At 58.8% G+C, this 20332-nt stretch carries 19 protein-coding genes and 1 riboswitch; of the genes, 10 read left to right on the forward strand and 9 right to left on the reverse strand.

Going from position 1 to position 20332, the window contains the following annotated elements; translation table 11 throughout:
• Window positions 1–3: 3 nt before the first annotated feature.
• From GS620_RS21305 to GS620_RS21320, 4 genes are all read right to left on the reverse strand, one after another.
• Window positions 4–642: a hypothetical protein gene (locus GS620_RS21305; protein ID WP_371809836.1), complete on the reverse strand. Its 639-nt coding sequence runs from the start codon at window positions 640–642 to the stop codon at window positions 4–6.
• Window positions 639–1415 carry an ATP-binding cassette domain-containing protein gene (locus GS620_RS21310; RefSeq protein ID WP_171172709.1) on the reverse strand — a complete coding sequence of 259 codons (777 nt, stop codon included), beginning with the start codon at window positions 1413–1415 and terminating at the stop codon, window positions 639–641. The genes GS620_RS21305 and GS620_RS21310 overlap by 4 nt, the downstream gene beginning before the upstream one ends.
• Complete coding sequence (locus GS620_RS21315; protein ID WP_171172710.1) at window positions 1415–2488, reverse strand: ABC transporter permease; 1074 nt, start codon at window positions 2486–2488, stop codon at window positions 1415–1417. Before GS620_RS21315 ends, GS620_RS21310 begins: the two co-directional genes overlap by 1 nt.
• 108 nt (window positions 2489–2596) lie before the next feature.
• Entirely contained in the window at window positions 2597–3616 is a 1020-nt protein-coding gene (locus GS620_RS21320; RefSeq protein WP_152460425.1) for a sugar ABC transporter substrate-binding protein, read from the reverse strand.
• 253 nt (window positions 3617–3869) lie between these two features.
• Here GS620_RS21320 and GS620_RS21325 point away from each other — a divergent pair, with 253 nt between their 5' ends.
• The 6 genes from GS620_RS21325 (at window position 3870) to GS620_RS21350 (ending at window position 8848) form a co-directional block, all read left to right on the forward strand.
• A complete protein-coding gene (locus tag GS620_RS21325) occupies window positions 3870–4994 on the forward strand; it encodes an ROK family transcriptional regulator (RefSeq protein ID WP_171617682.1) in 1125 nt (374 codons plus the stop codon).
• 121 nt (window positions 4995–5115) lie between these two features.
• Window positions 5116–5315, forward strand: a riboswitch (cobalamin riboswitch).
• Window positions 5316–5446: 131 nt separating this feature from the next.
• Window positions 5447–6232: a DUF4198 domain-containing protein gene (locus tag GS620_RS21330; protein WP_171617674.1), complete on the forward strand. Its 786-nt coding sequence runs from the start codon at window positions 5447–5449 to the stop codon at window positions 6230–6232.
• 6 nt (window positions 6233–6238) lie between these two features.
• Window positions 6239–6850 (forward strand): cobalt transporter CbiM, encoded by a 612-nt coding sequence (cbiM, locus tag GS620_RS21335; RefSeq protein ID WP_152460423.1) that lies wholly within the window; start codon window positions 6239–6241, stop codon window positions 6848–6850.
• The gene (locus GS620_RS21340) at window positions 6847–7422 is read left to right on the forward strand and encodes a cobalt ABC transporter permease (protein WP_171120846.1); all 576 of its coding nucleotides are present in this window, start codon (window positions 6847–6849) and stop codon (window positions 7420–7422) included. The genes cbiM and GS620_RS21340 overlap by 4 nt, the downstream gene beginning before the upstream one ends.
• Entirely contained in the window at window positions 7422–8201 is a 780-nt protein-coding gene (cbiQ, locus tag GS620_RS21345) for a cobalt ECF transporter T component CbiQ (protein WP_171230731.1), read from the forward strand. The genes GS620_RS21340 and cbiQ overlap by 1 nt, the downstream gene beginning before the upstream one ends.
• Window positions 8198–8848, forward strand: coding sequence for an energy-coupling factor ABC transporter ATP-binding protein (locus tag GS620_RS21350; protein ID WP_171617675.1), 651 nt, complete (start codon window positions 8198–8200; stop codon window positions 8846–8848). Before cbiQ ends, GS620_RS21350 begins: the two co-directional genes overlap by 4 nt.
• Before the next feature lie 104 nt (window positions 8849–8952).
• Here the strand turns inward: GS620_RS21350 and GS620_RS21355 are convergent, their stop codons facing one another.
• The 5 genes from GS620_RS21355 to GS620_RS21375 all read right to left on the reverse strand — a co-directional run bounded on the left by GS620_RS21355 (window position 8953) and on the right by GS620_RS21375 (window position 15621).
• Window positions 8953–9165, reverse strand: coding sequence for a hypothetical protein (locus GS620_RS21355; RefSeq protein WP_152460419.1), 213 nt, complete (start codon window positions 9163–9165; stop codon window positions 8953–8955).
• A gap of 76 nt (window positions 9166–9241) precedes the next feature.
• Window positions 9242–10240 (reverse strand): hypothetical protein, encoded by a 999-nt coding sequence (locus GS620_RS21360; RefSeq protein ID WP_171617676.1) that lies wholly within the window; start codon window positions 10238–10240, stop codon window positions 9242–9244.
• Window positions 10233–13946 (reverse strand): hypothetical protein, encoded by a 3714-nt coding sequence (locus tag GS620_RS21365; RefSeq protein WP_171617677.1) that lies wholly within the window; start codon window positions 13944–13946, stop codon window positions 10233–10235. Before GS620_RS21365 ends, GS620_RS21360 begins: the two co-directional genes overlap by 8 nt.
• Before the next feature lie 177 nt (window positions 13947–14123).
• Window positions 14124–14969, reverse strand: coding sequence for a Rossmann-like and DUF2520 domain-containing protein (locus tag GS620_RS21370; protein WP_171617678.1), 846 nt, complete (start codon window positions 14967–14969; stop codon window positions 14124–14126).
• 22 nt (window positions 14970–14991) lie between these two features.
• Window positions 14992–15621: a response regulator transcription factor gene (locus GS620_RS21375; RefSeq protein WP_253284016.1), complete on the reverse strand. Its 630-nt coding sequence runs from the start codon at window positions 15619–15621 to the stop codon at window positions 14992–14994.
• Between the two features lie 220 nt (window positions 15622–15841).
• Here GS620_RS21375 and GS620_RS21380 point away from each other — a divergent pair, with 220 nt between their 5' ends.
• Genes GS620_RS21380 through GS620_RS21395 form a run of 4 tightly spaced genes read left to right on the forward strand, consistent with a single transcriptional unit; the run spans window position 15842 to window position 20153 of the window.
• The gene (locus tag GS620_RS21380; protein ID WP_171617679.1) at window positions 15842–17083 is read left to right on the forward strand and encodes an aminotransferase class V-fold PLP-dependent enzyme; all 1242 of its coding nucleotides are present in this window, start codon (window positions 15842–15844) and stop codon (window positions 17081–17083) included.
• A gap of 15 nt (window positions 17084–17098) precedes the next feature.
• Window positions 17099–18298 (forward strand): malate--CoA ligase subunit beta, encoded by a 1200-nt coding sequence (locus GS620_RS21385; RefSeq protein WP_171617680.1) that lies wholly within the window; start codon window positions 17099–17101, stop codon window positions 18296–18298.
• Complete coding sequence (gene sucD, locus GS620_RS21390; RefSeq protein WP_171230723.1) at window positions 18295–19182, forward strand: succinate--CoA ligase subunit alpha; 888 nt, start codon at window positions 18295–18297, stop codon at window positions 19180–19182. The genes GS620_RS21385 and sucD overlap by 4 nt, the downstream gene beginning before the upstream one ends.
• Window positions 19182–20153, forward strand: coding sequence for a D-glycerate dehydrogenase (locus tag GS620_RS21395; RefSeq protein WP_171331939.1), 972 nt, complete (start codon window positions 19182–19184; stop codon window positions 20151–20153). Before sucD ends, GS620_RS21395 begins: the two co-directional genes overlap by 1 nt.
• Window positions 20154–20332: the final 179 nt, after the last annotated feature.

Consider the following 20332-nt stretch of genomic DNA (forward strand, 5'->3'; position numbering starts at 1 on the left):
AACTCAAGCCAGTGTCAGATCACCGGGTATCGAATTTCGGATCACGCGCTGTGCATTCGGCAGATCGTTCGACTGCGCGCGGTCCTTGGCGGCATTGGCGTCCAGACCATGGCCGATCCATCTGTTGGTCAGGCGGGTTTGGAGTGTTTTCAAATCGGTGTCCAAAAATACCTTGAATGTCCACAGTTGGTGAAGGTCCGACCAACCCGGCTCGTTCAAGAGAAGGTAATTGCCCTCAACCAGAACAACGCGCTGATCCGCTGTGATCATGGACCGCGCGGCAATGGCCAGATCCAGTTCCCGGTCAAACGCGGGTATTGCGACTTCTTCTTCCGCACGCAATCGATCAAGCAACGCATGAAAGCCGGCAAGATCAAAAGTTTCAGGAGATCCTTTGCGGTTCAGCAGGCCGCGATCCTTCAAGATCACGTTGTCATAGTGGAAGCCGTCCATGAAAACCAATCCGGTTGCGACGCCGCGCAGATTGAGCTCTTTGGTTGCAAGGCCCGCCGCGGTCGTTTTTCCCGAACCCGGCGGCCCGGCAATCGCGACAAGATGCCGGTCTTGCAGCGGCGGCAAGGCCTGGACGGCATCCGCGATTTTTCTTGCAAGCGCCTCCGGGGTGGCAAGTGTGCTTTTCACGCGGCCTGGTCCTCGGCGGGCGGTTCCTTGGCACCGGTCATGAACGCCACCGCGTCGGACATCGTGTAATCCTTGGGATCAACGACGCAGAGGCGTTTGCCCAGCCGATGCACGTGAATTCGATCGGCGACCTCGAAAACATGTGGCATATTGTGGCTGATCAGGATGATCGGAATGCCGCGAGACTTCACGTCCAGGATCAGTTCAAGAACGCGCCGGCTTTCCTTCACGCCCAATGCGGCGGTTGGTTCGTCCAGGATGATGACTTTTGATCCGAATGCCGCGGCACGTGCCACCGCAACACCCTGACGCTGACCCCCGGACAGTGTTTCGACGGCTTGATTGATGTTCTGGATCGTCATCAGGCCCAGTTCGCTCAGCTTGTCGCGGGCGAATTTCTCCATCGCCGGACGGTCGAGCATTCGGAACCATGATCCCAACGGCCCTTTGCGCCGAATCTCGCGCCCCATGAACATGTTGTCCGCAATCGACAGGGCAGGGGACATCGCAAGGGTCTGGTAAACCGTTTCAATACCGGCTTCGCGCGCGTCAATCGGCGAATGAAAATTCACCTTCTGACCTTCCAGCCAGACTTCGCCCTCATCCGGCATCACCGCGCCGGACACCGCCTTGATCAGCGTTGATTTGCCTGCCCCGTTGTCGCCGATCACCGCCAGAATTTCACCCGGCATCAGATCGAAATCGCAATGGTCCAGTGCAGTCACCTTGCCATAGCGCTTCACAAGGTTCCGTCCTTTGAGAATAGGTTCCATCAGCCTGCCACCTTTCTGATCCACTGGTCGACCGCGACCGCTGCGATGATAAGGATGCCGATCAACAGGAACGTCCATTGCGCGTCAGCGCCCAGCAACCGAAGCCCAAGCGTGAAGACCCCGACGATCAACGCTCCGAACAATGATCCGAGAATGGACCCGCGGCCGCCGAACAGGGATATGCCCCCGATCACAACCGCCGTTATGCTTTCTATATTGGCCAACTGGCCTGATGTCGGAGACACTGATCCGATCCGGCCGATCAAAGCCCAGCCCGCAAAGGCACAGATCAGCCCGGACAACATGTAAACGGACATAAGCGTTCGGTGCACATTGACACCTGACAACTCGGCAGCTTCCGGGTCATCTCCGACCGCGTAAACATGCCTTCCCCATGCGGTGTGACGAAGGGCGTAGGAAAGCCCGAGGATCAGCACAAGCATGAAGATCACGCCGACGGTGAATACCGCCCCGCCCACGTTGAACTTGGCCCCGAAAAGTTGCAGAATTGCGGCGTTTTCTTCGATCTCCTGCGACCGGATTGTTTCGTTCTGAGAATACAGGAAGTTCGCCGCAAGAACGATTTGCCACATGCCAAGCGTCACGATGAACGGCGGCAGTTTGATGCGGCTGACCAGATACCCGTTCACCGCACCGATTGCGGTGCCAACGAAAAGGCCGCAAACAATCGCGACCGTTGGTGGCAGCCCATATCGGAAGGTGAACTGACCCATGACAACCGACGACATCACCATGATTGCCCCGACGCTCAGATCGATACCGGCGGTCAGGATGACGAGGCTTTGCGCCGCCGCCACGATCCCGACGATCTGAACCTGTTGCAGGATCAGGGTCAGCGCGAATGGCGAGAAGAACTTGGAGCCCAGCAAAGCCCCGAAAATGACGATGGCAGCCACAAGAACGATCAGCGGCACTAAAGAGGGGTTCACATGCAGAAAATGCTGAACCGTTCCGACGAACCCGCGGTGGTGATCGTCAAATTCGGCAATCTGTTCCGGGCTGCCCTTTGCAGCGGCTTCGAAGTCGTCTGATCGTCGTGAAGTATCGGACATAAAGGTTCCCCCAAAGCGTCAGGTTGCTGACGACTTTAGCAAGTTTTCGGGCGAATGGGTGGTTTGAAATGCGGAAGGCCGCCCTCTGCGGCCCTCCGGGTGGTCAGGTTAACCCCAGCAGAGGTCCATGCCTTCTTTGACCGAGATCGACTCGACGCCTTCGGCAGGCTTGTCCGTTACAAGCGCCACGCCGGTGTCAAAGAAATCCTTGCCAGGCGTGTTTTCAGGCTTCACGCCTTCGTCCGCCCATTTCTTGACGGCTTCAACACCCAGCGATGCCATCAGCAGCGGGTATTGCTGCGACGTCGCGCCGATAACACCATCGGCAACGTTTTGGACACCCGGGCAGCCTCCGTCCACGGAAACGATGAGCACGTCATTTTCGCGCCCGATGGCTTTCAGCGCCTCGTAGGCGCCTGCCGCGGCAGGCTCGTTGATGGTGTGAACAACGTTGATCGTGGGATCTTTGGCCAGAAGGTTTTCCATCGCGCGGCGACCACCTTCTTCGTTGCCGGCAGTGACATCACTTCCGACAAGACGGGGGTCATCTTCATCACCTATTACGTTCGGGTCCGCCAGATCGACACCAAAGCCTTGCAGGAAACCCTGATTGCGCAGCACATCCACTGTCGGCTGACTGACGGCAAGATCCAGTGTCGCAATTTTCGCGTCGTTGGCCGCGTCGCCCAGCGTGGCTTTGGCCCATTGTCCAATCAGCAGCCCGGCCAGGAAATTGTCCGTGGCAAAGGTCGCGTCAGCCGAGTCAATGGGTTCCAGCGGCGTATCCAGAGCGATAACCAGAACACCTGCATCCCGCGCCTGCTTCACGGCCGGAACGATGGATGATGTGTCCGAGGCCGTCAGCAGAATGCCTTTGGCGCCGTCCAGAATGCAGGTCTCAATGGCTTGCACCTGCGTTTCATGGTCACCGTCAACTTTGCCCGCAAAGGCTTTGAGCGTCATTCCCAGCTCTTCCGCTTTTGCAGTCGCACCTTCTTTCATTTTGACAAAGAACGGGTTGGTGTCCGTCTTGGTGATCAGGCAAACAGTTTCGCCTTCCGCCATTGCGCTGCCAGCCATGGCAGTAACCCCGAGCGCAGCAGCACCCGCAAGTTTTGCAAGTTTCATCGATTATCCTCCCAGTTTTTTCTATGCCGAGTAGGGCACGAGGGCGATCAGGCAAAAAATCCTGACCCCATAAGAAACAATCACAAGATTCGAATTTTGAGTCAATAAATAAATCACTCTTATTTATTATTGACAGGGCGGGCGGGCTTTCTCATTCTTCAACAGGAAAGGGGTGGTCGTGCCGGAAAATTCATCTCGGAAAAATTCGATTGGCCTGCACGGGTCAGAGGTGCGCGGAACCAACCAAAGCGGGATGCGGGCCCGGAACGAACGGCTTGTATTGTCGCTTGTCCGGCGTCACCAGGCCCTTTCGAAGTCCGAGATCGCGCGCATGACCGGATTGTCGGCACAAACCGTTTCCGTCATTATGCGGCTGTTGGAGAAGGATGGTTTGCTTTTGCGCGGCGAACCGGTCCGCGGGAAAGTCGGGCAACCTTCTGTTCCCATGCGACTTAACCCGGATGGTGCGTTTTTCTTTGGGCTCAAGGTGGGGCGTCGCAGTGCCGAGTTGGTTTTGACTGACTTTGTCGGAAATGTGCGGCAAAGCGAGCGGCGAACTTATGACTATCCAACGCCGAAAGCGACTTTGGAGTTTTCCACTGAGAGTCTGGGCAAAATGATATCATCCATGTCGCCTGAGGCCAAAGGCAGGATTGCGGGACTTGGGATTGCCATGCCGTTCTACCTATGGGACTGGGCCCAGACCCTTCAGGTTCCTCAGGAAGAAATGGACCCGTGGCGCGTATCAGACCTGAAGGCTGACCTGGCGCGTCGCCTCGATATTCCGGTATTCCTGCAAAATGACGCCACTGCGGCTTGTGGGGCGGAATTGGTATTCGGTCCAGCCGATGGGCCAAGGGATTTCCTGTACTTCTATATCGGGTTTTTCATTGGCGGCGGTGTGGTCCTCAATGGCGCAATCTTTTCGGGGCGTGGAAACGCGGGCGCAATCGGCCCCTTGCCTGTGCCGGATGATGTCGGTGGTGTCAGGCCGCTCATCGACGTGGCCAGCCTGTACGTGCTCGAGCGTGCAATCACCACGGCAGGTGTCACGTCGCATTCCATTTGGGAAACGACCCAGCGTTGGGATGTGCCAAAAGTTCAACTGGAATACTGGTTGAAACAGACGGCGAGTGGGATTGCCTATGCGATTGTCTCGTCCTGTAGCCTGATAGATTTCGAATGCGTGAAGATTGACGGCTGGATGCCGCAGGACATCAAGGCGCGTTTGGTTGAAATGGTCGAAGACAAACTGTCTGAGCTTAACCTGACCGGTCTCGAGCGCCCTGCCGTGCTGGCAGGGACCGTGGGCCCGGAAGCACGCTCACTGGGCGCGGCGAGCCTGCCGTTGTCGGAAAGGTATCTTTCAGAAGCTTAGATGTGAAATCACCTTGTTGCCTTGGATATTTCACAAACTGGTTCACTCTCGCAAACTGCCGAGCTCATTATTTTCGATGGCCGTAACACATTTTCGTTGACGGAGGGCTGAGTTGTCTGGCAAGCCGCTCGGCATGTCCGGTTCCGGGGCTTGCTCTGGAATCAATAGGGAATGCGGTGCGGGCTCAGGCCCAATTCCGCAACTGCACCCGCAACTGTAAGCGGCGAGCAGGGCTGAAACGCCACTGGGGGTTGCCCGGGAAGGCCAGTCCAACGCTTTGACCCGCAAGTCAGGATACCTGCCGGACATGTGCCCTCACAAGGGGCACTCCTAATCGGCGACGGGATGTGCGTCGGACCAGGATGCCTGAAAGGGTAATTTGGCGTTGAATGTCCCGTGGTCAAAACGAATTTCGCGCCGGGATTGGCGCGACGGGACAAGGACGACTGTTCATGAAAACGCTGCTCAGCGCAGCCGCTGCCGCGGTGGCTCTTCCTGCCATCGCAAATGCGCATTTCCTTTTGGAATACACCACGGACACCATGATCGAGAAACCGGGCGATGTGGCGGTCAAACTGATTTTCTGGCATCCGTTCGAGAATGGCCATGTCATGGATCTTGAAAAGCCGCAGGAATTCTACGTGATCCACAACGGTGAAAAGACCGATTTGCTGGACACGCTGGAACCTATCCGGTTCACCGGCGGGGAAAACGAGGGCGCGGCGTTCAAGGGCAGTGTCCCGGTCAAACGTTCGGGCGACTATGTGCTGGTGACGGTTCCTCAGCCTTATTATGAGGAATCCGAAGACATTTATATCCAACAGCTCACCAAAGCCTTCCTGAACCGCAACGAATTGCCGACCGACTGGATGAATCCCGTGGGTCTGCCGACCGAGATTATCCCGCTGAACAAGCCGACCAACATCATCGCGGGTTCGACTTTCACGGGCCGTGTGCTGGCTGATGGTCAGCCGGTTGCGGGGGCCGAGATCGAGATCGAGTACATGGCCGCCGAACCCGACATGGAAAGTTCGGCGGTTTCTGCACCGAAAGCGTCTCCTATGCCGGGTGGTGCGGTGGTCGCAATATCTGACGACAACGGGTACTTTTCGTTCGGCGTTCCGAAAGCCGGTTACTGGGGTTTCGCCGCCCTTGGTTCCGGTCCGGCAACCGAACATGAGGGCAAAGAACTCAGCCAGGATGCGGTCATCTGGATTCGTGCCTGGGATCTGGAGTAACCCCAAATGCACATCGTCGACGGAGCCCTTTCCAACCCGGTTGTAATTGGCGGCGCCATAGCCGCCGCGGGCGGGATCGCCATGGGTCTCAGGTCTCTGGATCTTGATCGCATCCCCACTGCGGGCGTGCTGTCAGCCAGTTTCTTCGTGGCATCCTTGATCCACGTGCCCATTGGTCCGTCGTCGGTCCATCTGATCCTCAACGGCATGGCCGGGCTGCTGCTTGGTTGGGCCGCATTCCCGGCTTTGTTCGTCGGGCTTTTGCTACAGGCGGTCTTTTTCGGCTTTGGCGGGTTGACGGTGTTGGGGATCAACACCGTCAATATCGCCTTTCCCGCAGTGGTGGCCGGAATGTTGTTCGGTCGTCTGATCGCGCGTGGAACGCCTTTGCAAGGTGCAATTTGGGGGGGCGTCGGCGGCGCATTTGCGATTGCGGCGACAACCGGCATGGTCGCGTTTTCCTTGGCGCTGTCGGGGGATGAATTTCTGCCTGCCGCCAAGCTTGTTTTCTTCGCCCATATTCCTGTCATGGCCATCGAGGCGATTTTGACCGGGTTCGCCGTGTTGTTGGCGCGCAAGGTCAAGCCCGAGCTGTTTTTCAGAGGAGCAGCCACATGAAGCATCTGGTTGTCATATTGGCCGTGTGCTGCGCACCTGTGCCTGCCCTGGCGCACAAGGTCATAGCCGGCGTTTTCGAGTCGGGAGACGTCATCGAGGGCGAAATTGGCTTTTCTAACGGCGACATGGCAAACGGCACCGAGGTCATTGTCACCGGCCCGGATGGGGCCGAGCTGGGTCGATCGGTCACGGATGCGGACGGTTTTTTTGTCTACACGCCGACCTCGGCCGTGGCGCACACCTTCTTTGCCAACCTTGGCGCCGGGCATGTGGCCGAAGTCACGATGTCTGCCGAAGATGTCGCGCGGATCATGGGCGTTGCCGTGGCAGAAAACGGTGGCTCATCTTCGGCTGCTGTGACGCAGGCCAGCGGTTCGGCGGCGTCTCTCAGCGCCGAAGAGCAGCAGGTTATCGCCAAGGCCGTACGTAACGAATTGCGCCCGCTCAGGCGCGAGATTGCGGCCTATCGCGAACAGAATGACCTGCAAACCATCCTTGGCGGGATCGGGTACATCGTTGGTCTGTTTGGTCTGGGCTTTTACATGGCGGCCCGCCGCAAGCTGGCCTCCTGATGGCACACGTTCTGGGGCACAAGGAAAAAACACTGTCCGAAGCCGGTGACGGACCAGAAGGTCTGATCAGCCTGCTGGATCCTCGGATGCGGATCGTCATGGCAGTTGTTTTTGCGGTCGTGACCGTGGCGCTGTCATCCCTCGGCGCGCTTTGCGCGGCGCTGACAGTGTCGCTTTCGCTTCTGATAGTTTCACGTCTGCCGCGGCGAAAGACGTTGAAGCGAATGGCCATGATGGATGGGTTCATCCTGTTCATGCTGGTCCTGTTGCCCTTTTCCATGCCCGGGGATCCGATGTTCACGCTTTGGGGATTCTCCGCAAGCTGGCAGGGTTTTTGGAAAGCGGTCGAGATTGCCTTGACCGCCAATGCCGTGATCCTGTCCCTGTTGGTTTTGGTCGGGACGATGGAGCCGGTTACACTGGGCCACGCCCTGCATCGTCTGCGTTGCCCGGAAAAGCTGGTTTACCTGCTGATGTTCACGATCCGGTATATCGAGGTGTTGCGGGAAGAGTATCTGCGTTTGCGCGCGGCCATGAAGGTGCGCGGTTTTCGGCCAGCAACAAACTGGCACACATATCGCAGCTTTGGCTACCTTGTGGGCATGATGCTTGTGCGCGCGATCGAAAGATCGGAACGCATCCTGGCCGCGATGAAGTGCCGGGGGTTTTCCGGGCGTATGCCGTTGCTTCAGGAATTTGCCCTGACCCGCGCGGACATTGTGTTTGCGGCTGGTTTCAGCGGCCTCTGCCTGGGTCTGATCATTCTGGAATTCGCATGACACTGATCACGCTTGAAGACATCTGTTTTTCCTACCCCGGCCAGCCACCCGTTCTGGACGGGGCAAGCCTGAGCCTGAGCGCGGGGCAGCGCCTGTCCCTGACAGGCCCGAACGGAGCGGGGAAATCGACGCTCCTGCGGATTTTGCTTGGGTTGCAGCGCCCGTGTTCGGGCACTGTCACCGTTTTTGGTCAGCAACGCGTGGAAGAGGCTGATTTCCATGAGGTCCGCCGCCGGGTGGGGCTTGTATTTCAGGATGCGGACGATCAGCTGTTCTGCCCGACCGTCGCCGAAGACGTTGCTTTTGGTCCGCTCAATCTGGGCAAGACCCGCGACGAAGCACTTGCCATCGTCGACAAAGTTCTGGGCGATCTGGACCTGATGCACCTGAAGAACCGCATTACCCATAAATTGTCAGGCGGAGAAAAACGTCTGGTGACCCTGGCGACGGTTCTGGCGATGGAACCCGAAGTGCTGTTGCTGGACGAACCGACGAATGCGTTGGATACGAAAAACGAAGCGCGCCTGCTGGAAATCCTGCGCGCGTTGCCACAGGCGATTTTGCTTGTCAGTCATTCGCCGGCGTTCCGCTTGGAACTGGCGCCCGATGAACTGGATCTTCGCGACGGGAAGCTGGTGCCGGTCTGACCTGTTCTCGTGGCAACCGGACATGGTGGTTTCAGAAATGCAATCATACCGCCTGAGCCACGCCATGAAGCGGAATGCGAACTGTGTGCGCCGTCAGGTGTTGGTTATGTGCGCCTGCGGCTCATCAGCCCATATTTGACCGCCCATGCCCGAAAGGATCCGCGTCTGCGCCTGTCCTGTTTCACAGGTTGCCTGGATTGCGCACCGCCTTTGCGGTTGAATTCGAACACGTCTATTATCCGCTCGGCACAGCCACAGGCTTCACCCATGCCGACTTTGGCAAAATAGAATTTCTCGAAACGCTCGGGGTTTTGCATGGCTGACCTCCTGAATGCATTGAACCTCATGAAGGGCGCATTGCCAAATCACTTTCGTGCGTTTCAGGCAGCCGTGCTATGGCGCAGCGAACTCGCTTCCTGTCCAGACATTGTCCAGTTGATTGAAGACCGGCGAGGTAATGAGCATTTCAGCGGAATAAAGCAGTTGCAGCTCATCCGCAAACCGCGTGACGCCCGGCACAAGCCCGGTGATGTTGCGCCATGCCGCCCAGGTTCCGGGATTTGACAGACTGGTCGGGTTGCCGGGATCAGCGGGCTGGTGCCACCCGGCGGCGTTCAGCAGCGGCGTGAGCGCAAAGCGCGCATCATTGCTGTCGACTTCGGTACAGGCAGTGGTGTCGCACTCCCAACTTGTCCAGTTCGCCGCCGCGATGGTTCCGGCGATCGGAGCGGCGGCGTCGATGACCCGAACCAATACCTCGAAACCGCCACCAGCAGTCGGGCGGCTGAGCGACAGGGGATCGGTTGCCACGGCGTGCAAAGCCGCAGTTGGCGCCAAGCTGAGTGTTCGGCCGATCAGAGCCAGCTGCGCAGAGCCGTCTGTTGCGGGAGCAGACCCCGCAGCAGGCAGTGTTCTGACAGGTGTCAAAATCGGAACCGCGCCACCACGGATCGTGATTTCCTGCACCGCATTGTCAAAGGCCGGAACAAAGTCGCTGCGGATCGTATAGGTCAACGGGAAGCTGGGTTGTTGTGGCCCCGCAGGTCGGGCGCCATCACGGGTGACAAAGGACAGCGGAGGAACGGCACCGGGCTGTGGCAGCGAAATCTGCGGCCCCGCTATGCCCAGAGCGGCCGCGATCATGCGCGCGCGCTGTTCGGCCTCTCCATACTCGCTCAGCAGATTTATGTAGCCGCCGATCTCGGTGATATTGCGCGGCGCAGGGATGCGGGATGGGGCAATGTCGCCTGCGATGGCAAGCCTGTGGGCAATCACCTCTCGGGCGCGCTGTATCGCCGGAGAATTGGTGGTTTCGAGAATATTGATGATGGCCTCGGCAAGGCTTTCATCGATGCCGGGTTCGGCGGTTGCATTCGTGCTGGTGTCACTCATCGTCGTCCTCCGCAGGGGCGCTCAGGCCATTGAGGAAATCCAGAACGGATTGGCTGCCGGCCTTGGTTGCGCTGCCGTCATCCGCATCCGTATTGGCTTTGGTAAAGGCCCCGAAAAGCTTGGCCAGAAGCAACGTGTTGGAGGGATTGGCCAGAGCGGCGGCACCGCCGGGGAAATCCTTGAACAGGTTTTGCGTGAAGGCCGCCCGGTTGCCATCCGGTTGCCCGCCGATCAGCGCAGAAACACCCGAGGCGTTCTTGGCGATATCCTCAAACCCCTTGATCTTTGCGGCATTGTCGGCAGCTGACTTTTTCTTTTCGGCAGCTTGTTTCTTGGCTTCTTCCTCTTTGCGGGCCGCGGCGATCTCCTGGCCCTTGCCGGCAAGCTCAGTGGCCTTGCCGACAAGCTCTTTGGTCAGATCCGTCGCCGTGTCTATGGCCTTGTCCCGACCGGCGGCGACCGATTGCGTTTCAAGGGCCAGTTGCGCCTGCAACTCTTTCAGTCCCGTCAGATCGGTTCCCGCCCGTGCAAGATCAGGCGCGGCCTTGAGGATCTCGGCCAGTTGCGAAGTGGGCACGGCCTGGCCTGTGCCGATGTCGCCCCCTGCGATGGTAAGCGTGTTCGAAGGTTGATTGGCCGGCAGGTCCGATGGCGCACGGGTGCCAAAGATTGCATCACTGTCCGCGGGCAGGACCGGCGTGTCACCAACCGGGGGTGGCGTCGGGCTGTCCTGCCAGTTCCAGAAGCGGCGATGGTCGATCATCTCGCAGGAATTGCAGCGGCCCAGAACGGCCTCGCCCAACAGCCCCCGGGTCGGCAGCGAGATCGTGCGGCGCGGTGGCCGGAAGTCTTCCCGATGGAAGGCCAGCAGACTGTCCTGAATGTCGCCGGTTCGCATCTCCATTCTGTCGGCCAGATCGGGCGGGATCGAGAAGGGCATGATCATCGCGTTGCCATAGAACCCCAGCACCTTGTTCTGGACCGTGCTGAGCAGCGATATTTCGCTTGAGGCGTCATCCAACCCGCCATCCGGCACGCCAATCGTGAAACGTTCCAGCAGGATGGCCCGTTCTTCATCCGTCATACTGGCCCAGATCACGCGGGAATAGCGAACGGTGTCGGCCACGATATGCTGATACATTTCTTCGATCCGCCGCAGATCACGACGCGACAGCACGTCCGGCACTTCCTGTACGGAATAGGGCAGGGTTGCAGGCAATGCCTGGAATGTGTTGTCGTCAACGATGGTCTGTGCGTCTTCGTTCATGCGCGCTTCGAACTCGCTGATCATCGGCGCGCCGACCAGATCGTCGAAATCCGAGCCTGAAATCGTCGTGTGAAGGCTCCGGTTGATGTTGCGCGTGGCGCGATCCAGATCATCGGCATCTTCCAGGTTCGAGATATGTTCCCAAATGTTGAAGATGTTGATCGGGTCGGGGCCGGTATAGAATGAATAGGCAAAAGAGCCCGTCCGCCTGCGCAACTCGACGCGGGCGATGTCCGAACGTTCGACCGAGCGGGGCAAAGCCACGGATCCGGTGTAAGTCCGCCGCTTCGTTGGATCACGGCGCGCGTCAGCCAGCCGAACCAGAAGGTTTTCACGTGTCTCGGCAGGCAAGTCATGCAGGTTGTCGATATCGATCGGCGATCCGGTCAGGGGCACTGGCCCAATGCGGTCGCCATCCTGCGTGAAGATCACCGCGGATATGTCATCATTGGGCATGAAAGTGCCCTGAGCCTCGAAGCTGACGATGTCCTGAGCGACACCCGGAGCATTCTGCGGTGTCGCGTCCTTGTCCGCATAAAACTCTTCCAGCAGTTTGAGGGCGGTGCGGAATCTGCGACGGTTTCGGAATACGCGGCGGAACACGTCTGCGTGGCGCAGGATCACCTTGTACCGGCTCAGCAATCCGGACCGGCTGACATTGCCCGGCAATTGATCGCCTTGCCCCAAACGGCGAAAGCGGATGAGCTGCATGGGAACGAAGACGACCAATTGCACGCCTTCGATCCGCGTTTCCAGGGAAAAGTCGCGCAGAACTTCGAACCATTGCATCGTCATTGCATGACAGTGGTTGCGGTTGGCCACGAATTTTGTCGTCGCCGTCCGCCGATCACTTGCCGTGGCTGTGCGAACGCTGGTTCGGGCCGAACTTCGCTTGACTGAAGCGGCCCGTTCCAGCGCGGCCGAGAATGTCTCGTGCGTGTCTGACAGAAAATCGCGTGACGTGTTCTGCGTGTTGGACGAACTGCCTGACGAGTTGGAGCTGGAACGCGCGCCGCTGAAACCGACCCCGCCCACTATGGCCCCGATGCCGCCGAACAGACCGCCACCAATGCCACCGGCCCCCCCGAAGCTTTTTGTGAACGCCTTGGTCGAGAAAGAGGATGTTCCCCGGATCACTTCGTCCAGCGCGGTTTCGAATGTACTGTCGAAAGAGGTATCGCGCGCCTCTTCGAATTCCTGTTGTTCCTCGAAGGTCAGGCTTTCGCGTTCGCGCACGGTCAGGGTTTCGCGCTGTTCCGACACGACGATCCGTTGTTCCTCACCCGGGGCAAGCGGCAGGGAATAGACCAGACGCCCCAATGACATTCCGGCGTGAACGGCGGTTGAACGCATCTTGGCGATATAGCCAAGCGCCAGGCTGGAAGCTTTTGGCACATCCTGCGGGCGCTGTTCCAGGTCTTCGAAAAAATCCTCTATATCAATGGGTTCGTCAATCGGTATCCGATCGCGGAAATCCCAGTCTCCGCCGTCATTATTGAATGCGCTCAACAGTGTTTCGGCAGAAAGATTGGCCTGCGCAAAGGTGCCGCCCGGAATTGTCGTGACAAAGCGATTGCCGCCAACGGGGCGGGTGCGAACGATGTTTTTCGGTCCGACAAGCGGGTCGATTAGCCGATAAAGAACCGAATAACGCCGCCGCGAAACCGTGCCTCCTTCGGTTCGGTATTCCGAAGCGCAATCACCTTCGCCCAGCACGATGGGCGCCTGCGTGCCGGTGAAATCGGATATGTTTTCTTCCGCATCCTCGGGATCCACCGGCAGAATATCGGCAAGCTCACCCAGGATCGAGCGCTGCAAAGGGAGGACGGTGCGATCCAGCACCACAAGTCCCAGTTCGCCATCCAATGCATCAATGCGCGGCACTGCTTCGGTCAGAGTGGTGTTCTGCCCCCGGATCCGCAATCTGAGGCCATTTTGCGGCAGGCGCAGATTGGGCAGATCCAGCGAAAACAGGCCCCGCGCATCCGTTACGGCGGCTTTTACAGCCCAGGAAAAATCCGCGTTGTCGATGCCTTCACTGGCGGTAAAGGTTGGGCGCAGCGCTTCAACGATTACCCGCTCGGCAGGGGTGCCGTCGGGATTGATCAGTTCACCGCGCAGTTTCGGGGCAAGGGTTGGGACGACAGCGCCCAGAAACCCGTCGGTCAGATCCTTGCGTATGGTTTCGAGCTGACGAAAGACTGCACCGGTGGCCTGAACGCGCTGATCGACCAGATCGTTGATCACCTCGGCAGACAGGTCAATGCCAACACCACGGCGCAGCGCCTTGAGCTTCTCGGCTTCGACGCGCCTGAGATCGTCAAGGCTGTCAGCCGTAAAACCGGCCGATCCCGAGAGTTCCGCCGAGATCGTGGGATTTGGTCGAGAGGTCGGAAGGGACAGCGTAATGCGCGGGGGCTCACTGCTGGAGTCGGACATGAAGTCACCTCGTAGGAAAGCGCTGCAAGAAACTGAGTGCCGGGAAAATTCAAATCTCGAAAGTTGACCCAACGTAACATGTTTCAGGGATTCGCAAAAGAAACGCCCGGGCCCCCCTTTTCCGCGACGCGTTTCGAACGCAGGATCCAAAATGCCTTTCAGCAATGGATCTGGCGATTACTTCGTGAAACCGGTTGCCTTCAGCTTCTGCGCCAGCAGGCTCATTTGCTTGTAAATTTCACCTGCATCGCGGTGCCACGCCGCTACATCCGCGCCCTGCTGGGCAACGACCTCTGAGTCCCCTCTTGCCGCCGGACCGGTCAGGGCAGATTGTGGGCCAAGTAGGTCGACGTTTTCGACTGTGCTGCTCAACAAACCAGCGTTGAGCTTGCGGGCAGTTTCGTCCGGCACGCCCGCCTCGGCCCACGCTTCGCGGGCGATGGCCTGCAAGACAACGGCGAAGTTGTTCGATATCACAGCGGCTGCATGATACAGGCTTTTGCTTTCAGACCGGATGGGAAAACAGGTGGCTCCCAATCCCTCCAGAAGCGGCTGAATGAACGCTGTGGCGTCTTCATCGCCTTCCAACCCGCACAATGCCTCTTTGAATTGCGCAGCAGCGGCCTGTGGATCGGCGAAAGACAGGACGGGATGAACGCTGGCCAGAGACCATGAGAGGCTTCGCAACGGCGCCAGTTGCTCGGCAGGAAAATAACCGCTGCAATGGAACGCCACTGAGGGCTTCCCGGTTTTTTCTTGGTTTTCGAACGCCTCTTTCAATTCGTGGGCCACCGCAGAAATTTGCGTGTCGGGCACCGAGAGGATCCACAGATCAGCTGGCCGCAAATCGGCATAGCTTGCTGCAACGCGCCCGGTTTTGGACAACTGGGCGGCTTCATTTGCCGACTGAAAGGATGTGCTCAGAATATCCTGGATCCGGCAGCCATCAGTGCCATCCAGAAGGCTGATCAGCGTTTTGCCGACCCGCCCGGCACCGACAACGTTAATTTTGATTTCAGTCATCTGGGCTCTCTGTTCTTGTCGTCTAGTCCGCCCCACGTTGGGACGAATAGAAAAACGCAATCGCTTGAGTTCTGTTTTTGACGTTCAGCTTCTCATAGATATTGGACAGGTGAAACTTGACCGTGTTGGTGGATATCTGAAGTTCCTTGGACAGTTCCCGGTTCGACATCCCCTGTGCCAGGGCCTCCAAAATGGCGCGTTCCTTGCGCGACAGGCTTTGAATCGGATCCTGCTTCATCTTCCGGACGTCGATGAACGGAAACACCATCTTGCCTGCTGCCACTTCGGCGCAGGTCTCAAGAAGGCCTTCGACCTCGCCCGAGCGGGCTGCAAATCCAGCTGCGCCCGCCTGCATCGCCAATCGTGGGACATCCCCAGAGGCATCGCCATAGATGACAAAGCGCGGTGCATCGGCCTGATCGCGCAGCACCTCGATCAGTTTGGCGGCACCCAGGGCCGGAAGCGTCCAGTCCACGACGCCGACCTGCACAGGTATCCGCATCACCGTTCCCAGAAACCCTTCCGCCGTCGCCGACGTGGCAACCAGAGAGAATCGGGGATCACGTTCGAAAATTTCCGACATGGCCGACAGAACCAGCGTGTTGCTGTCCGCAAGCATGATGTCGATGGGTTTGTCCGATGTCTCAACCATATGATTTTGCCCATATTTTACAAAAAACTACCCAAAAGGGTGGGGTGAATTTCGGTATACCGTCGTATTTTTGCCAAAACAGGTAGGTAATTACCCACACTATTAGCCATCCAAAAGCAGTAGTAAGTTACGTTGCGCCATCCGGCAAGCTCGCGTTTTCTGATCGGTATCTTGAACCATCAGGCCGTAATGTCCGGCCAACAGCCGAGGATGTCAGACCATGACCTTTCAGATTTTCCCTCCGCTCGAAATTCCCGAGACCCTTGCCGCAGGGCCGGGGCCGGGGAACACGGATGTGCGTGTCCTGAAAGCCTTCGCCGGCGCAGGTGTCGCCGATCACATGCAAGGCGATGTCCTCAGGGGCATGATCGAATGCAAGCACATGCTGCGGAAAATCTGGGGCACACGGAACGCTTACACCTTCGCTGTCGCGGGTACCGGCTGGAGCGCTCTGGACACCATGTTCTCGGCCATCATGCCCGGTGACAAGGTTGTGGCCTTCACCAACGGCACATTTTCGGGGATCGACGCGTTGACGCTGCGGATCAAGGCGGCAACGCCCGCCGAACACGCGGCCAGCCCGCTTGACCCGCAGGCGGCCAGTGTCACGGTGGTCGAGGTTCCACATGGCCGGCCGGTGACGGCTGAACTGGTTGAAGCGACTCTGGCCGAACACAAGCCGAAATGGGCCTTCATGGCGCATTGGGAAACCGGATCGGGCAGGGTGAACGATCTGCGCGGTTTCTCGGAGGCGTGTGAACGTCATGGCGCCATGGGGCTGATCGATGCGGTCTCGTCACTGGGCGTCGAAGACTTTGCGATCGATGACTATCCGGGTGTGGCAGGCTGGGCATCCTGTCCGCAGAAAGGCCTGTGCTGCCTGCCGCTGACCTATGCCCCTGTCAGCTTTGCCGATGCCTATATCGAGACGTTGAAATCCACAGGTGCCTATACCTATGTGCACAATCCGATCTTCGAGGCCCGCCACTGGGGCATCGTCGATGGGCAGGACGTGGAAAAGGGCACCTATCACCGGACCCATTCCGGATATGCGGTTGCGGCATTCCACGAGTCATTGCGCCTGACCTTGCAGGAAGGTCTGGCCAAGCGGTCGATGTCTTACCGGACGCATGAAAAGGTTCTTCGGGACGCGGTGACCGAAATGGGGTGCGAGGTCACCTCGGACATGCCCAGCCTGATCGTGCTCAACCTGCCTTCCGCGCTTTCTGGCCGCGAGATGGAACTGGTGCAGAACTGCCGCGCCCGCGGGTTTGGCATCTGGCCCACCTTGAGCGAACCGGTGCAGGTGCGCATCGGAATCCTCAATCAATTGAATCGCGAGGCCGTCAGCCGGATCGTGCGCCTGTTCGCCGAAGCCATTCGTGAGCTGGGCGGAGTGGTCGAGCAAGACGCGATCGAAGCTCTGCTGGAAAGCCGTTACGGCACTTCAATAGCTGCTTAAACAGGAGCGCATCAGATGGATATCCACGAATACCAGGCGAAAGAAGTCCTTTCGAAATTCGGTGTCGACGTGCCCGCAGGCGCGCTTGCCTACAGTCCTGAACAGGCGGCCTACCGGGCGCGCGAACTGGGTGGCGACAAATGGATTGTCAAGGCGCAGGTCCATGCAGGCGGGCGCGGCAAGGCCGGAGGGGTCAAGCTCTGCACCAGCGAAAACGAAATCTACAAGGCTTGTGATGATCTCTTCGGTCGCAAACTGGTGACGCATCAGACAGGTCCTGAAGGCAAAGGCATCTATCGTGTCTACGTCGAAGCCGCAGTGCCGATTGACCGGGAAATCTACCTTGGTTTTGTGCTGGATCGCTCCAGCCAGCGGGTAATGATCGTCGCCTCGTCCGAAGGTGGGATGGAGATCGAAGATATCTCGGCCGACCGCCCCGACAGCATTGTCAGGTCCATCGTGGAACCGGCCGTCGGGCTTCAGGAGTTTCAGGCCCGTGAAATCGCCTTCAATCTTGGGGTTGAAGCCAAACTGATCCAGCAAATGGTGCGGACGTTGCAGGGCTGTTATGCCGCCTTCAGCAATCTCGACGCCACGATGGTTGAAATCAATCCGCTGGTCATCACCGGTGATGACCGGGTGCTGGCGCTGGATGCCAAGATGAGCTTTGACGACAACGCTTTGTTCCGCCACCCGCAGATTGCCGAACTGCGCGACAAGAGCCAGGAAGACCCGCGCGAAAGCCGCGCTGCGGATCGCGGGCTGTCTTATGTCGGGCTCGACGGCAACATCGGCTGCATCGTCAATGGCGCCGGTCTGGCGATGGCCACCATGGACACGATCAAGCTGGCAGGCGGCGAGCCTGCAAATTTCCTCGACATCGGCGGTGGCGCGTCGCCTGAACGGGTGGCCAAGGCGTTCCGGCTGGTCCTGTCGGATGACAATGTTCAGGCCATACTGGTCAACATCTTCGCCGGTATCAACCGCTGCGACTGGGTGGCTGAAGGAGTCGTTCAGGCGTTGAAGGAACTTGACCTCGATATTCCCGTCGTTGTGCGGCTGGCCGGAACGAATGTCGAAGAAGGCCAGAAGATCCTGGCCAAATCCGGACTGCCGATCATTCGCGCCACGACGCTGATGGAGGCGGCAGAACGCGCTGTGGGCGCGTGGAAAAACGACCTTACTCAGGGCACCAAAATGAGGGTTGTGCAATGAGCATTCTTCTCGATCGTGACACGCGTGTCATCGTGCAGGGCATCACCGGACGCATGGCGCGGTTCCACACCAAGGACATGCTGAACTATGGCACGAACGTGGTGGGGGGCGTCGTGCCCGGCAAGGGGGGCGAAACCGTCGAAGGCGTTCCGGTCTTTGACACCGTCAAACAGGCCGTCGAAGCCACCGGCGCCGATGCCAGCCTGGTCTTTGTGCCGCCCCCGTTTGCGGCGGATTCCATCATGGAGGCCGCCGATGCGGGCATCCGCTATTGCGTCTGCATCACCGACGGCATTCCGGCACAGGACATGATCCGGGTGAAACGGTACATGTACCGCTATCCGAAAGAGAAGCGCATGGTTCTGACCGGTCCGAACTGCGCCGGCACCATCTCGCCCGGAAAGGCGTTGTTGGGCATCATGCCGGGGCATATCTATCTTCCCGGACATGTAGGGATCATCGGCCGGTCGGGGACATTGGGATATGAGGCGGCGGCCCAGTTGAAAGAGCGCGGGATCGGCGTTTCGACCAGTGTCGGAATCGGGGGCGACCCGATCAACGGATCGTCCTTCAAGGACATCCTTCAACGGTTTGAAGACGACGAAGACACGCATGTCATCGCCATGATCGGCGAAATCGGAGGCCCGCAGGAAGCGGAAGCCGCCGAATATATCCGCGACCACATCTCCAAACCCGTGATCGCCTATGTCGCCGGTCTGACCGCTCCGAAAGGCCGCACCATGGGGCACGCGGGGGCGATCATCTCGGCCTTCGGCGAAAGCGCCAGCGAAAAGGTCGAGATCCTGTCCGCCGCAGGTGTCACCGTGGCCGAAAACCCTGCCGTGATCGGTGAGACGATCGCCCGCGTGATGGAGGCTGCGTGATGGTCAAACCTTCGGTTCTGGTTACCCGTCGCTGGCCTGCTGCCGTCGAGGCGCAGCTGGCCGAGAACTACAACACCGTTTTGAACACGGGCGACAAACCCATGTCCCCGGCTGAAATCCGGCAAGCGTTGAAATCCTATGACGCCGTGCTGCCCACCGTAACGGACACGCTGAGCGCCGAGGCACTGGATGTGCCGGGTGTGCAGACGAAAATCCTTGCCAATTACGGCGTCGGCTACAGCCATATCTGCGAGCCCTTGGCACGCGAGTTGGGTATGACCGTGACCAACACGCCCGACGTTCTGTCCGAATGCACCGCCGATATCGCCATGACGCTGCTGTTGATGGTGGCGCGTCGGGCGGGTGAGGGCGAACGCGAGTTGCGTGCGGGTCAGTGGACAGGATGGCGGCCCACGCATCTGGTCGGAACCAAGGTCAGCGGCAAGACACTGGGCATCATCGGATATGGCCGCATCGGACAGGAGATGGCCCGCCGTGCGCATCACGGGTTCGGCATGGACGTGCTGGTTTGCAACCGTAGCGCCGTATCGCCCGATGTTCTCGCCGAATGCAACGCAAGACAGGTGGCTACCATTGATGACCTGCTGCCGCAATGTGACTTCGTTTCACTGCACTGTCCGGGCGGCGCAGCCAACCGCCATCTGATCAATTCGCGCAGACTTGGCCTGATGAAGCCTGACGCATTTCTGATCAACACCGCACGGGGCGAAGTGATTGATGAATGGGCGCTGATCCAGGCGTTGATGTTCGACATGATCGGCGGCGCTGCATTGGATGTATTCGATGGTGAGCCGCGGGTCAGCCCGGACCTGTTGCAATGCGACAACCTCGTCATGCTGCCGCATCTGGGCAGCGCAACCCGCGAAGCGCGCGAGGCGATGGGGTTTCGGGTTCTGGACAACCTGAGCGATTTCTTCGAAGGCCGCGAACCTCGGGACCGCGTGATCTGAGGCCACCTTCAAACATCACGCAATGGCGTCCAACGCAGCCGTGGCTGCGTTGCGTTCCTCTATAAGGAGATATGACCCGTGAATGCCCCGCACCGTTCAGACGGATTTTTCACCCAGTCCCTTTCTGATCGTGATCCCGAGCTTTTTGGCTCGATCACGTCGGAACTGGGTCGTCAGCG

The sequence above is a fragment of the Ruegeria sp. HKCCD6428 genome (assembly GCF_013110595.1).
GTDB lineage: Bacteria > Pseudomonadota > Alphaproteobacteria > Rhodobacterales > Rhodobacteraceae > Ruegeria.

Excerpts from the sequence above, each read along its gene's own strand:
- sucD (WP_171230723.1), top strand. The coding sequence starts at position 18,295 with ATGAGCATTCTTCTCGATCGTGACACGCGTGTCATCGTGCAGGGCATC.
- GS620_RS21320 (WP_152460425.1), bottom strand. The coding sequence starts at position 3,616 with ATGAAACTTGCAAAACTTGCGGGTGCTGCTGCGCTCGGGGTTACTGCC.
- GS620_RS21375 (WP_253284016.1), bottom strand. The coding sequence starts at position 15,621 with ATGGTTGAGACATCGGACAAACCCATCGACATCATGCTTGCGGACAGC.
- cbiQ (WP_171230731.1), top strand. The coding sequence starts at position 7,422 with ATGGCACACGTTCTGGGGCACAAGGAAAAAACACTGTCCGAAGCCGGT.
- GS620_RS21395 (WP_171331939.1), top strand. The coding sequence starts at position 19,182 with ATGGTCAAACCTTCGGTTCTGGTTACCCGTCGCTGGCCTGCTGCCGTC.
- GS620_RS21370 (WP_171617678.1), bottom strand. The coding sequence starts at position 14,969 with ATGACTGAAATCAAAATTAACGTTGTCGGTGCCGGGCGGGTCGGCAAA.
- GS620_RS21350 (WP_171617675.1), top strand. The coding sequence starts at position 8,198 with ATGACACTGATCACGCTTGAAGACATCTGTTTTTCCTACCCCGGCCAG.
- GS620_RS21330 (WP_171617674.1), top strand. The coding sequence starts at position 5,447 with ATGAAAACGCTGCTCAGCGCAGCCGCTGCCGCGGTGGCTCTTCCTGCC.
- GS620_RS21385 (WP_171617680.1), top strand. The coding sequence starts at position 17,099 with ATGGATATCCACGAATACCAGGCGAAAGAAGTCCTTTCGAAATTCGGT.
- GS620_RS21325 (WP_171617682.1), top strand. The coding sequence starts at position 3,870 with ATGCGGGCCCGGAACGAACGGCTTGTATTGTCGCTTGTCCGGCGTCAC.
- GS620_RS21380 (WP_171617679.1), top strand. The coding sequence starts at position 15,842 with ATGACCTTTCAGATTTTCCCTCCGCTCGAAATTCCCGAGACCCTTGCC.
- cbiM (WP_152460423.1), top strand. The coding sequence starts at position 6,239 with ATGCACATCGTCGACGGAGCCCTTTCCAACCCGGTTGTAATTGGCGGC.
- GS620_RS21315 (WP_171172710.1), bottom strand. The coding sequence starts at position 2,488 with ATGTCCGATACTTCACGACGATCAGACGACTTCGAAGCCGCTGCAAAG.
- GS620_RS21310 (WP_171172709.1), bottom strand. The coding sequence starts at position 1,415 with ATGGAACCTATTCTCAAAGGACGGAACCTTGTGAAGCGCTATGGCAAG.
- GS620_RS21360 (WP_171617676.1), bottom strand. The coding sequence starts at position 10,240 with ATGAGTGACACCAGCACGAATGCAACCGCCGAACCCGGCATCGATGAA.
- GS620_RS21355 (WP_152460419.1), bottom strand. The coding sequence starts at position 9,165 with ATGCAAAACCCCGAGCGTTTCGAGAAATTCTATTTTGCCAAAGTCGGC.
- GS620_RS21365 (WP_171617677.1), bottom strand. The coding sequence starts at position 13,946 with ATGTCCGACTCCAGCAGTGAGCCCCCGCGCATTACGCTGTCCCTTCCG.
- GS620_RS21340 (WP_171120846.1), top strand. The coding sequence starts at position 6,847 with ATGAAGCATCTGGTTGTCATATTGGCCGTGTGCTGCGCACCTGTGCCT.